This window comes from Streptomyces sp. NPDC005866 (genome assembly GCF_040629895.1).
In the GTDB taxonomy this organism is placed as follows: Bacteria; Actinomycetota; Actinomycetes; order Streptomycetales; family Streptomycetaceae; genus Streptomyces.
Genome location: NZ_JBEXWP010000007.1, coordinates 20,202 through 33,398, shown reverse-complemented (window position 1 = coordinate 33,398; position 13,197 = coordinate 20,202). Strand labels below are relative to the sequence as shown.

12 protein-coding genes, 2 tRNA genes and 3 pseudogenes are annotated in these 13,197 nt (G+C 69.8%); 12 read left to right on the top strand and 5 right to left on the bottom strand.

All coding sequences use genetic code 11. The features are described from left to right. The first annotated feature begins 7 nt into the window (after positions 1-7). Entirely contained in the window at positions 8-832 is an 825-nt protein-coding gene (locus ABZ396_RS12565; RefSeq protein ID WP_358925782.1) for a GNAT family N-acetyltransferase, read from the top strand. A gap of 47 nt (positions 833-879) precedes the next feature. On the opposite strand, the gene ABZ396_RS12560 is transcribed toward ABZ396_RS12565, so the two are convergent. Then, positions 880-1,398, bottom strand: a complete 519-nt coding sequence (locus tag ABZ396_RS12560; RefSeq protein ID WP_358925780.1) for a DsbA family protein — start codon at positions 1,396-1,398, stop codon at positions 880-882. A gap of 255 nt (positions 1,399-1,653) precedes the next feature. Here ABZ396_RS12560 and ABZ396_RS12555 point away from each other — a divergent pair, with 255 nt between their 5' ends. After that, entirely contained in the window at positions 1,654-2,100 is a 447-nt protein-coding gene (locus tag ABZ396_RS12555) for a hypothetical protein (protein WP_358925778.1), read from the top strand. A 274-nt stretch (positions 2,101-2,374) separates the two neighbouring features. Continuing rightward, positions 2,375-2,527 (top strand): hypothetical protein, encoded by a 153-nt coding sequence (locus tag ABZ396_RS12550; protein ID WP_167450005.1) that lies wholly within the window; start codon positions 2,375-2,377, stop codon positions 2,525-2,527. A 126-nt stretch (positions 2,528-2,653) separates the two neighbouring features. Here ABZ396_RS12550 and ABZ396_RS12545 read toward each other — a convergent pair whose 3' ends face one another. After that, the gene (locus ABZ396_RS12545) at positions 2,654-3,214 is read right to left on the bottom strand and encodes a CGNR zinc finger domain-containing protein (RefSeq protein ID WP_358925776.1); all 561 of its coding nucleotides are present in this window, start codon (positions 3,212-3,214) and stop codon (positions 2,654-2,656) included. Between the two features lie 268 nt (positions 3,215-3,482). Further along, complete coding sequence (locus tag ABZ396_RS12540) at positions 3,483-3,896, bottom strand: SsgA family sporulation/cell division regulator (RefSeq protein WP_004002642.1); 414 nt, start codon at positions 3,894-3,896, stop codon at positions 3,483-3,485. Between the two features lie 191 nt (positions 3,897-4,087). Here ABZ396_RS12540 and ABZ396_RS12535 point away from each other — a divergent pair, with 191 nt between their 5' ends. The 6 genes and pseudogenes from ABZ396_RS12535 to ABZ396_RS12510 all read left to right on the top strand — a co-directional run bounded on the left by ABZ396_RS12535 (position 4,088) and on the right by ABZ396_RS12510 (position 7,556). Next, complete coding sequence (locus ABZ396_RS12535) at positions 4,088-4,552, top strand: TIGR02611 family protein (protein ID WP_358925774.1); 465 nt, start codon at positions 4,088-4,090, stop codon at positions 4,550-4,552. Positions 4,553-4,627: 75 nt separating this feature from the next. Continuing rightward, positions 4,628-4,699 (top strand) — tRNA-Val (locus tag ABZ396_RS12530). A gap of 778 nt (positions 4,700-5,477) precedes the next feature. Then, positions 5,478-6,209: pseudogene (locus tag ABZ396_RS12525) on the top strand (extracellular solute-binding protein); the annotation flags it as partial. A gap of 62 nt (positions 6,210-6,271) precedes the next feature. After that, a pseudogene (locus ABZ396_RS12520) lies at positions 6,272-6,877 on the top strand (Tat pathway signal sequence domain protein); the annotation flags it as partial. A gap of 118 nt (positions 6,878-6,995) precedes the next feature. Beyond that, positions 6,996-7,442, top strand: a complete 447-nt coding sequence (locus ABZ396_RS12515; RefSeq protein WP_358925772.1) for an SRPBCC family protein — start codon at positions 6,996-6,998, stop codon at positions 7,440-7,442. A 39-nt stretch (positions 7,443-7,481) separates the two neighbouring features. After that, positions 7,482-7,556: transfer RNA gene (locus ABZ396_RS12510), tRNA-Val, on the top strand. A gap of 167 nt (positions 7,557-7,723) precedes the next feature. On the opposite strand, the gene ABZ396_RS12505 is transcribed toward ABZ396_RS12510, so the two are convergent. Continuing rightward, on the bottom strand, positions 7,724-8,449 hold the full coding sequence (locus ABZ396_RS12505) for a 3'-5' exonuclease (RefSeq protein WP_358925771.1): 726 nt from the start codon (positions 8,447-8,449) through the stop codon (positions 7,724-7,726). A gap of 169 nt (positions 8,450-8,618) precedes the next feature. Between ABZ396_RS12505 and ABZ396_RS12500 the strand changes: the two genes are divergently transcribed. The 3 genes from ABZ396_RS12500 (at position 8,619) to thrS (ending at position 12,501) form a co-directional block, all read left to right on the top strand. Beyond that, positions 8,619-9,185, top strand: coding sequence for a DUF4365 domain-containing protein (locus tag ABZ396_RS12500; protein WP_089103211.1), 567 nt, complete (start codon positions 8,619-8,621; stop codon positions 9,183-9,185). Next, a complete protein-coding gene (locus ABZ396_RS12495) occupies positions 9,182-10,408 on the top strand; it encodes a hypothetical protein (protein WP_358925769.1) in 1,227 nt (408 codons plus the stop codon). The genes ABZ396_RS12500 and ABZ396_RS12495 overlap by 4 nt, the downstream gene beginning before the upstream one ends. Before the next feature lie 110 nt (positions 10,409-10,518). Beyond that, positions 10,519-12,501: a threonine--tRNA ligase gene (thrS, locus tag ABZ396_RS12490; RefSeq protein WP_358925767.1), complete on the top strand. Its 1,983-nt coding sequence runs from the start codon at positions 10,519-10,521 to the stop codon at positions 12,499-12,501. Between the two features lie 57 nt (positions 12,502-12,558). On the opposite strand, the pseudogene ABZ396_RS12485 reads toward thrS, so the two are convergent. Beyond that, positions 12,559-13,186 (bottom strand): annotated as a pseudogene (locus ABZ396_RS12485) (potassium channel family protein). Positions 13,187-13,197: the final 11 nt, after the last annotated feature.

The following is a 13,197-nucleotide window of genomic DNA, read 5'->3' as shown; positions in this document are numbered from 1 at the left end:
ACCTGTGATGACCACGACCCTGCGGCCGACCGAGCCGCTCCAGCGCGGCGCCGACGGGGCGCTGTCCCGCCACTACCGGGTGTGCGTGAACAGCCGGCCCGTTGGCTCGGTACGCCTCTCCACCCACCCCTCCTTCGGGCCTTCCGTCGCCGTGATCCACGATCTGCACATAGAGGAACCGGACCGGGGGCGCGGCCGGGGCACGGTGGCCGCCCTCGCGGCCGAGGAGGTGGCCCGCGGCTGGGGCTGCGAGCGACTCGGCATCGACGTGCCCGCCGACGCGGAAGGGGCGCTGCGGCTGGCCACGACGCTCGGGTATGTGCACCGCAACCGCCGTATGGTGAAGCCGCTCGGCACGAGCCCGCCCGAGCTGCCGGCGGGCAGCCGGGCGAGGCCCATGACGGACGCCGAGTTCGGCCCGTGGCGGGCGGCGGGCACGGTGGACTACGCGCAGGACTGGATCGACCGGGGCGTCCCGGCGGCGGACGCCCTGGCCAAGTCCGAGCGCGACTACGCCGACGGGCTGCCGCAGGGCCTGGCGACCCGGGGCATGCGGATCAGCGTCCTGGAGCACGAGGGAGCCAGGGTCGGCACCCTCTGGCTCGTACTCGCCCGCGAGCCGGCCTTTGTCTACGACGTCCTGGTCGACGAGGGCCGACGGGGCCGGGGGCACGGCCGCACCCTCATGCTGCTGGCCGAGGCCCAGTCGATCGCCGCCGGGAAGCAGTCCCTGGGCCTCAACGTCTTCGCCGGTAACACCCCGGCCGAGCGGCTCTACGCGTCGCTGGGGTACGTCACCACGTCGTACTCCCTCTACAAGGATCTGATCTGAGACCTACAGACCTGATCTCCCCCCTGAAGACCTGATCCGGGACCTGGTCACCCCTGGCCGGCCAGCAACCGGTCCGCGATCCCCGCCACCCGCTCGCGCAGGCCCTGCTGGCTCTTGCCGCCGTCGAGGCGCTCACCGCCGATGACGTAGGTCGGGGTGCCGGTCACGCCGATGGCCTGCCCCTCGGCCTGGTCGGCGTCGACGATCAGGATGTGCCGGCCGTCGACCAGCGCGGTGTCGAACTCCTCGACGTCCAGGCCCAGTTCACCGGCCACCTCGACCAGGAACGGCTCCCCCTTGCGGTCCAGCTCCTCGACGCGACCGAGGACCGCCTCGACGTACTCCCAGCCCTTCCCCTGCTCGAGAGCCTCCTCGGCGGCTTGCGCGGCGGCGAAGGCGTGCTTGTGCTTCTCCAGGGGGAAGTGCCGCAGCCGCAGCTCCAGCCGGTCGCCGTACCGGGCACGCAGGGCGCGGAGGTCGTCCAGGGCGCTGCGGCAGTCGGGACACTGGAGTTCACACCAGACGTCGAGGACCGGGGCGTCGGTGGGCGCGGGGGAGTCGTTCATGGTGACCAGTCTTCCAGGCCGGGCTCCGTCGACCCAATCGAGACGGACGGCGGCGGCCGGCGCCCGGCGGCCGTGGCCGGGTGTGATCACAGCGCGTGCCTGGGGTGGAGACGACCCGGAGGGGACCCCGAGATGCCCCTGATTGTCGGGCCTGGGCATGGATCGCGCGGGCCGGGCGGTGCACGATGGAAGGGGCGCAACGCAGCGCGCGTCCATCGCCCCGCCCCGCCCGACCGAGCCCGCCAGGAGGACCGGATGATCGCCGAGACAGTCTGCTCCGCCGTGACCGCGGCCGGCCTGGGCATCGCCGTGGTCACCGCCTACCGCAAGCGGTATCTGTCGGCGGCCCGTATCGCCGCCTACTCACTCGTGCCCGTCGGCCTGGTCATGACGGGAGTGGTCGGCTGGATCGCCGACACGGCGTTCAGCCCCACCGCATGGGCGGGCTTCGGCGTGCTCGGCGCGGCCTGGGCCCTGTTCGCCACCACACGTGCCGTGGAGCGCCGGCGCGGTGGCACCCGTGCCGAGCGCAAGGCGGCCGCCCGGGACGCGAAGCGTGACGCGGTCGCCCCCGCCGCATCGGCACCGTCGCTCGGTCCCGCCACCCGCCCGGCCGCCCGGCCCGCGGCGCCGCCCCGCGGCACCGACTCGGGCGACGACTTCAGCGACATCGAGGCCATCCTCAGGAAGCACGGAATATGACCCCCCACCGGGGCGGGCCCGGTGGGGGAGCGGGGCGCCCGTCGCTCAGGTCGGCGCTGTTCAGGGCGGTCGCGCGCGGATGCGTATGGCCGGGGGCGGATGCATATGACAGTCACATAAGGCATTGAAACGACACAGTGCGTCTACGGCGCGCGCGGAAGCGTTCACTGGGCGAGCGGAATCGAACCGGACATCACGGAATTTGGCGAACTCCCGCCCATTTCGGGCGTGTTGATCGCGGGGAGGCTGCCCGCTAGGTCATCATCGCCGCGAGATGCTGGACACGAAACAGAGCGAGGCCGCGCCGCCGAAGGACGAGCCGCGCGGGTGCCTCTTCGCCCTCTCCCAGCCACCGCTGATGATCTTCCTTGCGGTGATCGGGTGTCTGCTCCTCATGGCTGCGCTGCACGACCTGCTGTGGCTATGAGCCGTACCCGCCCGTCCCGGCGCTACCCGCCGGGACAGGCGTCGGCATCGACGAACCCCGACGGCGGCACGATCGCCGGCCGGTCCCCGGCCCTGTGACGTCCGCCTGTCGGGCGCCCGTCCGGGATCAGCCCGCCGCCTCCTTGCGGCGTGCCCGGTAGGCGGCGACATGCAGCCGGTTTCCGCAGGTCCGGCTGTCGCAGTAGCGCCGCGAGCGATTGCGGGAGAGGTCGACGAAGGCGCGCCGGCAGTCCGGGGCCTCGCAGCGCCGCAGCCGGTCCTGCTCCCCGGCGACGACGAAGAACGCGAGCGCCATCCCGCAGTCGGCGGCGAGGTGGTCGGCCACCGAGGCGCCGGGCGCGAAGTAGTGCACATGCCAGTCGTAGCCGTCGTGGTCCGTGAGCCGGGGGGTGGTGCCCGCGGCGGCGACCAGTTCGTTGATCACCCCGGCGGCGGCCCGGCCGTCCGGGGCGGCGAAGATCCCCGCGAACCGTGCGCGGATCTTGCGCACCGCCGACAGGTCGAACTCCGAGAGCACGCCCACATCGCTGATGTCGTGGTTTCGTACGAAAACCTGGAGCGCCGCGACATCGGGCAGTCCCTCCGGCGCCGTGTCGTCCTCCGGGGCGGTGTTCACCAGATCCACCACGGCGTCGAGGGAACACCTGGTGTCGTGGGTGATCAGCACGTTTCGCTCCCTGGCCTGTGGGTCGGGCGGGCGCCCGCCGATGGTGGCCGATCGTAGCGACATACGGCTCCACCGCACCGTGCTCTGGCCCACTCGTCGCTGTTGTAGAACGCTCACCGCCCGGCGGAGGTTCCCAGGGCACACGGACACACCGGCGCCGCCCCGTGACCGATCACGGTGGCGGCGCCGGTGCTGCCGTATGCGGTTGTCTTGGCCCGAGCCGTCTCCCCGAGTGGACGGCGCCGGGCGGCTTGCGGGGGCGTTTGCCCTAGCTCTCCGCCAGGATGTGCGAGAGCTCCTGATCGAGATCGAAGTGCCGGTGTTCCGTGCCGGGCGGCACGGCGGCGTCAGTTCGCTTCAGGAAGGACTCCAGGGCTCGCGCCGGGGCTTCGAGCAGAGCTTCCCCCTCAGGGGAGCTCAGCGCGATGCACACGACGCCTTGACCGTGACTGCGGGACGGCCAGACGCGGACGTCGCCGGTGCCGGTGGGGCGGTGCAGCCCCTCGGCGAGGAGGTCGCGGGCGAACACCCACTCGACGGTCTCCTCGGCTCCGGTGTGGAAGGTGGCGTGCACGGCGTAGGGGTCGGCCGTGTCGTACCGCAGGCCTGCGGGGACAGGCAGGGAGGACTCGCTCGACACAACGAGGCGCAGGTGCAGCTCGCAGCTGACCGTGGTGTTCATAAGCGCCAGGGCCTTTCGCTCAGTGTGCGCTCGGGGATTCGCACGTCGGCGAAATCGACATGCCACCTACGGTGCCGTTGTAAACCCCTCTGAGTGTTTTGCGTGTCTTTACGTAACTCTTCCGGCCGAGAAACCGTACGAGAGCTACGACCATTCCGGTGACCGGAATCGCTCAGGTAGGGTTTGGTCGTATGAATACGGGGAGTAACGCACCGGGCGAGGTCGCCGTGGCCTCGGACGGGAGCGAGGTGGACGGGACGAAGGCGGACAGGGCACACCACGAGCGGGGGCTCGGATCGCGGGCGCCCGAGTTCATCAAGGCGCGCCGGATGCTGCATCTGAGCTGGCAGGTCGGGGTCTTCGCGGCCGGCCTGGCGGTGGTGGTCGTGGGCATCGTCCTGCTGCCGTTGCCGGGACCGGGCTGGGTGATCATCTTCGGTGGTATGGCGATCTGGGCGTCCGAGTTCGTCTGGGCCCAGCTGGTGCTCCGCTGGACGAAACGCAAGGTCACCGAGGCGGCCCAGAAGGCCCTCGACCCCAAGGTGCGCCGCCGCAACATTACGTTGACGACGATCGGCCTGGTGATCGTGGCCGGCCTGGCCGGGATCTACCTCTCGAAGTTCGGCGTCGTGATGCCCTGGAAGATCGAGGAGTGACCCGGCCGACGGCCGCGAGCCCCGGCGACCGGTCTGGGGCACCCCCTGACATGGGGTAATGTTCTTCCTGCGCCGGGGCGATTAGCTCAGTGGGAGAGCGCTTCGTTCACACCGAAGAGGTCACTGGTTCGAACCCAGTATCGCCCACCCGGAACTGCGGCCCACCTGCGAGAGAGCAGGTGGGCCGCAGTTGTTCCAGGGCCTGGAGGGCTGGGGCTCCGGCGGCAGCGGCACCTGCCTTGTGCGGCGTGTGGCGCCTACGGTCGACTCCATGTCGCTCCGCGCGATGCGACGGGAGTCCTGCCCGTCCGCGGTGCGCGGACGAACACGGTCGGTACATGGCCTGTCGCTCCGGACCGCTCGGTCGGCTGATTGCGGAGGGCGAGTACCGCCGCAGGCGGACCGTGATCTTCAGGGCGAGGCCGCAGGGCGGGCGTACTCCTGATCAGAATGGTCGGAGGTATTTCCCCTGCCGTCCGGCTCGGTATTCACCCTGCCCTTCGGCTGGGAGTCGCTGAAACCGCCCGACCATGACCGTGCCACAGCTTCAAGGGTGAACGGCCGGAGGCGGGCCCCGTGGGAGGGGATTTCTGGGGCTTGCCCCGAGCCCCTCGTCGGCCTCTACCTCGGATCTTCGTTCCGGCCGCGCAGTGGCCATGGACCGTTTGTCGAAGCCAACCCGAACCCCTGTCTTCCGCACGGCACTTCACGTTCGGTCACCCGACCGCACGCCCCTCACCTGCGGCGTCACCCACTCGGCAGCCCCCGTGCCCGCACCCCGTCCGGCCGCTCCGTCGCCCCGGCCACAAGAAATTCCTGTCCGAATCATTGACGCCCTACCGGCCCCTCCGTAACTTGTGCCAGCAAGCGCTTACTTGAAACGATTCATGCAGGCGTCGGCGACGCTGCGGGGAGGGGCCCGACTGTGGGAACGAGCAGGAATGTGGAGAGGCGGACCGTCCTGAAGGCGGCCGGGGCCTCGGCGGCCGCGCTCGGGCTCGCCGCGACGACCGGGTGCGGAGGCGGAAGCGGTTACGGGGACGGGACGGTGACGATCCGTTACTCGTGGTGGGGTGCCGAGGAACGCGCCACGAAGATCAACCAGACCATCAAGCTCTTCGAGAAGAAGTACCCGAGGATCAAGGTCAAGACGGACTTCCAGACGTATCAATCGTTCTGGGAGAAGTTCCAGACCCAGGCCGCCGGCGGAAATCCCCCGGACGTATTCCAAAATGCCGTCACCTTTCTTCGGAAGTACGACAAGCGAGGAATTCTCCTGGACCTCAAGTCACAGGTTCAGGCAGGCAATCTGAGCCTGGATCACTTCCGGGCCGACGTGACGAAGGTCGGCGAGGTCGACGGCAAACAGCTCGGAATCCCGGTCGGTTCCAACACCATGGCGCTCGTGATCGACAAGAAGGCCTTCGAGAAGGCCGGCGTCGAACCGCACACGGGCTGGACCTGGGACGACTAATTCAAGGCCCTGAAGACCACCCATGACAGGACGAAGGTCGCGGGGGACACCGGCTACTTCGCCATCATGTACCTCTACGACCTCTACCTCCGTCAGAACGGCAAGGCGTTCTACACCGAGGACGGACTCGGCTTCGACCAGGCCGATCTGACGGAGTGGTGGGCCGACGGCTACAACCGCGTCGGGGAAGGGCAAGCTCACGCTGGCGGCGGGCGACCCGGCCGCCCCTGCCCGGAAGGTCACCGGTGTCGGCCTGGCTGACCGAGTGGGAGCGCAAGGGCCCCAAGTGGGAGAAGGCCAAGGCACGCGTCCTGTCGACCATGGAGGGCATCGCCGCGCAGCCCAACGGCTTCGTGCAGGGCAGCGGCCTGTACGACCTCGACACCGGCAGGTTCGCGACCGCCGGCACCCCGGTCGTCTCCGTGTCCCACCTCTCGGCGGTCTTCGGCCTCAACGAACTCTGCGCCGAACTCATCCATCTGACCGACATGCCGAAGTTCAACGAGGCGTACTTCGACTACTGCCGCTACTTCAACGCCACCAAGGTCGAACAGGCCGCACGCTACGGCTCCGACTTCGGCACCCTGCTGCTCTTCCAGGGCCATTCGCGACTCGACGCCTACGCCGCCGTACAGACAGGCGACGAGTCGCTGGCCAAGCGCGCGTGGACGAAGTTCTACGGCTCCGACGGCTACCTGGAGTCCTCACCGTGGAAGACCGAGCCGCTCTCGGGCCCGGTCACGCTGGTGGCGGGTAGTGAGGCGAGCTGGGTGTCCTCCAACGACACCGCGCTGTACGGACTCGCGGCCATCGAGAACCTGGCCCTGCTGGGCGACAAGATGCCCTCATAAGAGCGTGGGGGAGCGCCGTCGCACGGGCGGCGGCGCTCGCACCCATGAGTGTGGTCCAGGTCACTCCGTACGCCATGAGTACGCGTACTCAGGTCAACCCGGCGGGCAGACTCCGCCCATGGACTGGACCCACTACCGCTTCCTCAGCCTCTGGTCGCTGCCCGCCGAGTGCGCCGCCGTCTACCAGGCGCTGGAGCGGGTCGAGGATTACCCGCGCTGGTGGCCGCAGGTGCGTACGGTCAGCCGGCTGAACGACACCACCGGCGTCATCACCATCCGCTCAGCCCTGCCGTACGACATGACGTTCACCGCACGCGAGGCGCGGCGCGACCCCGGGGCCGGGCTGCTGGAGATCGTGATGACCGGCGACATCGCGGGCTGGGCCCGCTGGACGGTCACCGCCGAGGGCACCGGCACCCTCGCCCGCTACGACCAGGTCGTCGAGGTCAACAAGCCGCTGCTGCGCCGACTGGCCGTCCCCGGGCGGCCGTTCTTCCGCGCCAACCACCGGATGATGATGCGGGCGGGACGGCGGGGACTGCTCAGGCACCTGCAAGCGGTTTGAACGAAACCCGCCGGTCCCTGTATCGTTCACTGCGTTCCCGGGCGATTAGCTCAGTGGGAGAGCGCTTCGTTCACACCGAAGAGGTCACTGGTTCGAACCCAGTATCGCCCACCACCGGAGAGGCCGGTCTGCACCAGCAGACCGGCCTTTCTCGTGTGCGCGGAACTCCTGTGCGTCCTGGGAAGAGGGCGTCGGCGCTTCCGTGTCGGCTCCGGCCCGGCGCTCCCGTTCGGCGGTTCCTGGTGAGGTGACGGGGCGCCGGGGTGTCGGCGCCCCACCACTCACGCCGCTTGTGGCAGTTCCGGCCGTAGCGGCCAGTACGTGTTCACCGTCTCCGGTGTGCCACTGCGCGCGAACCAGGCCTGAAGCCCGCGCGCCTGCGCCGCGTGCCACGTCGTCTGCAACGTGTGCAGCTCGGCGGGGCTCAGGCGCTCCAGCCGGGCCGCGAAACGGCGGCCCAGCGCTCGTACGAGATCCAGTGAGGCCAGTGCGTCGGCGGCCGCGTCGTGCGCGCCCTCCAGGGTGACCTCGTAGTGTCCGCAGAGATCGGTCAGGGTGCGGCGGCCCTTGCGGTAGCGGTCCAGATGCTTGTCCAGGACCCGGGGATCGAGGACGAGCAGGGGGCTCGCCTCGAACCAGCGGTCCAGTGAGGACGCCCGGTGCCGCCGCAACTCGCGGTCCAGGAGCGTCAGATCGAACGGCGCGTTCATCACCACCAGTGGGCGGTGCATCGCCGCGTGCTCGGCCAGTTCCTCGGCTATCTCATACATCACCGGCGCCGGCCAGCGGCCGTTGCGCTGCAGATGTTCGTCCGTCAGCCCGTGCACCGCCGTCGCCGCTTCCGGCACCGGCACACCCGGGTTCACCAGCCAGCGGGTCACCCGGGGCCGGGTGCCCGGGGCGTCCTGGACGACGACCGCGGCGGACACGATGCGGTCGGTCTCCACGTCCACGCCCGTGGTCTCCGTGTCGAAGGCCGCCAAGGGCCCCTCGTACCAGCACGTCATGCCAATACAACTCCTCGTTCACCCACGGCAGCTGACGTTCCGTCTTCTGCCCGTTTGGTGATACCCGGGCCGTTTGCGGCGTACGCCGGAAGGACACAACAGGAGTGCGGGTCTTTGCAGTTCAGCGACCCGCCACGGGGAAACTCCTTGGCTGGGAAGGCTGTTGGTCATGGCGATAGCGCAGCCCGAGCGGGGCGGGCTGCTGCCTGAACGCACGGGCCCCCATCGCGGCACACTCGCCACCACCGCCTGCATGGAGACACTGCAGGTGGGATATCTGCACGCCGTCGCGGCGGCGGCCGGCTGCTCGCTGTCGCAGCCATTCCCGGACAACGGCATCGACTGGCACGTCAGCCATGGCTCGCCCGGGCACACCGTCGACGACGAGGTGACCATAAAGGTGCAGCTCAAGTGCACGTACCAGATCGCACCGAACCCGCCGGGGCGTTTCTTCTCCTTCACGCTGGACAACGACCACCTGCGCAAGCTCGCCCGCACACCGGTGTCGGTCCACAAGATCCTTGTGGTGATGCTGGTTCCGCGCTCCCAGGACGACTGGCTGCGCGCCAGCCACGACCGGCTCGATCTGCGCCACTGCTGCTACTGGGTCAACCTGGCAGGGCACCCGATCACCGGCCGGAACCGGACCACCGTGCGAATTCCGACCTCGCGCATCTTCGACGACCGGGCGCTCTGCGAGATCATGACGCGGGTCGGGACGGGAGGACGACCATGAGGCACCGTCCGTACGAGGAGCAGCTGCGAGAGGTCCGGCCGCATCCCGTGGACCCCCACTGGAACCATCCCCCCGAGCCCACCGAGGTCGACCCCGCCGTACTCGGCGCCCTGCTGCGCCGGCACGGCTGGCAACGGCGCGGCGGAGCCCCGGGGCGTTACGGCCGCTGGACCCCACCCGGGCCGGGCAGCACCGGCACCAGCCTGCTCGTACCAGAGAGCCGCGCCTTCCCGGACAGTGACGATCTGCTCGGGGAGGCGCTCACGGCTCTCGTGCGCAGCGGTACGCCCGCCGCGCGTGAGGTGCTGGTCGGGCTCGCGGTGCCGAGTGACGAGATCCGCTGGTGGCGGGATGTCCCGAGCGGGCCCGCGGAGGCCGCGCCCTGGACGGTCGAGGAGCAGCTGCGCACCGCGGTCCGGCAGACCCTCCTGGCCGGCGCGCTCGCCACACGCGCGCGTGCCGGTTACTACGGCGCCCGGCACAAGCGCGCGGCCGCCGCCATGCTGGAGTCCGTCCTCGTCGGCTCGGCGGAGGGCGGCCGCGGCCTGACCGCCTTCGTGCCCGTCGGCACCGGGCGGCCCCTCGCCGTACGCCTCCACCAGGCCCTGTACGCCGCCCGCGAGGCCATCGACTACCAGCGGGCCACCGGCGGTATGGACGCCTTCGACGGAGCCGTCGAGGCGGGCGTGAGCCGCGAACTGACCGACGCCCTGGTCACGCTCGTGCGCGGCACCGAGGGCGCCCGGATCTCCGTCGAGTGGGCACCGGGCGCCGGGGTCCCCGACGACTGCGCGGCGACCGTCGAGCCCGTCGAGTTCTCACCCGGCGACCTGCCCGTGCTGCGCGAGGCCGGCGCCCGCCTCCTGCGCGACGAACCCTCCGTACCGGTCCGGGTCACCGGCACCGTGGTCCGGATGCGCCGCTCGGAACAGCGCGGCGAGGGCGCGGTACGGCTGCGGGTGATCGCCGGCGCCGAGGTGCCGTTCGTCCGGGTCACCCTGGACGAGGAGGACTACCGGATCGCCGGGCAGGCCCACCTCGTCGGACTCCCGGTGCGGGTGCACGGGCGCCTGGAGAGCAGGGGCGGGTTCCGGCGGCTGTCCGGCGCCTCCGGGGTCGCACCGGTGCAGGTGGACGAGGCCGAGCGGGACCGGCTGATCAAGTCGCTCCAGGAGAACCTCGACTTCTTCGAGGAGGCGTGCAGCGGGGACGACTGCGACTGACCGCAGACGGTGGGTAACCGTTTAGCGGTCGGTGGGGCCGGGTCGGTACGATCCGGTATTGCGCGCGCTCCTGGTATGGCGCCGCATCCACCTTCAGTCAGGAGAGACCGGTGTCAGACGTCCGTGTGATCATCCAACGCGATTCCGAGCGGGAAGAGCGCGTGGTGACGACGGGCACTACGGCCGCCGAGCTCTTCGCCGGCGAGCGCTCGATCATCGCCGCCCGCGTGGGCGGCGAGCTCAGGGACCTCGCGTACGCGCCGGCCGACGGCGAGGCCGTGGAGCCGGTGGAGATCTCCTCCGAGGACGGTCTCAACATCCTGCGCCACTCCACCGCGCACGTCATGGCCCAGGCCGTCCAGGAGATCTTCCCGGAGGCCAAGCTGGGCATCGGCCCGCCGGTCAAGGACGGCTTCTACTACGACTTCGACGTCGAGAAGCCGTTCACGCCCGAGGATCTCAAGGCCATCGAGAAGAAGATGCAGGAGATCCAGAAGCGGGGGCAGCGCTTCTCGCGCCGCGTCACCACCGACGAGGACGCGCGGGTCGAGCTGGCGGACGAGCCGTACAAGCTGGAGCTCATCGGCCTCAAGGGCAACGCCGCCCAGGCCGCCGACGGCGCGGACGCCGAGGTCGGCTCCGGCGAGCTGACCATCTACGACAACCTCGACGCCAAGACCGGCGAGCTGTGCTGGAAGGACCTGTGCCGAGGCCCGCACCTGCCCACCACCCGCAACATCCCGGCGTTCAAGCTTATGCGCTCGGGTGGCGCGTACTGGCGCGGCAGCGAGAAGAACCCCATGCTGCAGCGCATCTACGGCACCGCCTGGCCGAACAAGGAAGAGCTCAAGGCGCACCTGGACTTCCTTGCCGAGGCCGAGAAGCGCGACCACCGCAAGCTCGGCGCCGAGCTTGACCTGTTCTCCATTCCGGAGGAACTGGGCTCGGGTCTCGCGGTCTTCCACCCCAAGGGCGGCATCGTCCGGCGGGAGATGGAGGCGTACTCGCGGCAGAAGCACGAAGACGCGGACTACGAGTTCGTGAACACCCCGCACATCTCGAAGGAAGAGCTCTTCGTCACCTCGGGGCACCTGCCGCACTACGGCGAGGGCATGTTCCCTCCCCTGGAGTTCGACGGGCAGAACTACCGCCTCAAGGCGATGAACTGCCCCATGCACAACCTGATCTTCAAGGCGCGCGGCCGCTCCTACCGTGAACTGCCGCTGCGGCTCTTCGAGTTCGGCACGGTGTACCGGTACGAGAAGTCGGGCGTGGTGCACGGTCTGACCCGGGCGCGCGGTTTTACCCAGGACGACTCGCACATCTACTGCACCAAGGAGCAGATGCCCCAGGAACTGGACTCGCTCCTGACCTTCGTGCTCGACCTGCTGCGCGACTACGGTCTGGACGACTTCGAACTGGAGCTTTCCACCCGCGACCCGGAGTCCGACAAGTTCATCGGTTCCGACGAGGTCTGGGAGGAGGCCACCGAGGCACTGCGACAGGCGGCCGAGAAGCAGAACCTTCCGCTGGTACCGGACCCGGGCGGCGCTGCCTTCTACGGGCCGAAGATCTCGGTGCAGGCCAAGGACGCGATCGGGCGGTCCTGGCAGATGTCGACCATCCAGGTCGACTTCAACCAGCCCGAGCGGTTCGGCCTGGAGTACACCGCGTCCGACGGCTCCAAGCAGCAGCCGGTCATGATCCACCGCGCGCTCTTCGGCTCCATCGAGCGCTTCTTCGCCGTGCTGCTCGAGCACTACGCGGGCGCCTTCCCCGCGTGGCTGGCTCCAGTGCAGGCGACCGGTATTCCGATCGGGGACGCGCACATCCCGTATCTGCAGGAGTTCGCCGCCGCGGCCAAGAAGCAGGGCCTGCGGGTCGAGGTGGACTCCTCCTCCGACCGGATGCAGAAGAAGATCCGCAACGCCCAGAAGCAGAAGGTGCCCTTCATGGTCATCGCGGGCGACGAGGACATGGCGGCCGGCTCGGTCTCCTTCCGCTACCGCGACGGCTCGCAGGAGAACGGCATCCCGTTCGACGAGGCCATCGCCAAGATCGTGAAGGTGGTCGAGGAGCGGACCCAGGTCTGATCCCGCCGCTTCGAGGGGCCCCTGGAGATCAGTTCTCTCCGGGGGCCTCCTCGCTTCCTAGCCCTCCAGCGCGAACCGCTGCAGCAGCATCGAGGAGAACGACCCGGTGACCACGCCGAGCAGCGCCGGCCCGCAGGCCATCAGCCCCACGGCGATGAACCGGCCCTCCGTGGTCACCGGAACGGCGTCGCCGTGACCGACGGTCGCGAGGGTCTCGCGCGTCCACCAGAGGGAGTCGCCGAAGGTACGGATCGTGGCCTGGGGAGCAGAGCGTTCCGCCTGGTAGACGGCGAGCGAGCCCGCGAAGCCCAGCAGGGCGATCGACACACCCGCGTATGGACGCCACGCGCGCGTGCAGTGCGAGCCGGGGCTGCCCGCGCCGGCGCTGCATCGCCTCGTAGGTCCGCACGATCCGCACCGGCCGCAGCAGCAGGACGACCGTGTCCCGCCAGTGCCGTCGTACAAAGCCCGCGCCCTCTCCGCTGATCCGCCGGCGCACCGCGTAGTCGACGGCGAACAGCGCCCACGCCCCGTAGGTCAGCGACAGGAACAGGACGTGTACGGCCCCGGGCAGGCCGGGTGCCGGCACCCGTACCGCGTACGAGCCCAGAAAGACCAGAGACGCGGTGCCGAGCGGGAGGTCCGCCCATCGCTCCCAGCGGTCCGGGCGGCTGTCGTCGTCCATCCGCCCGGCTT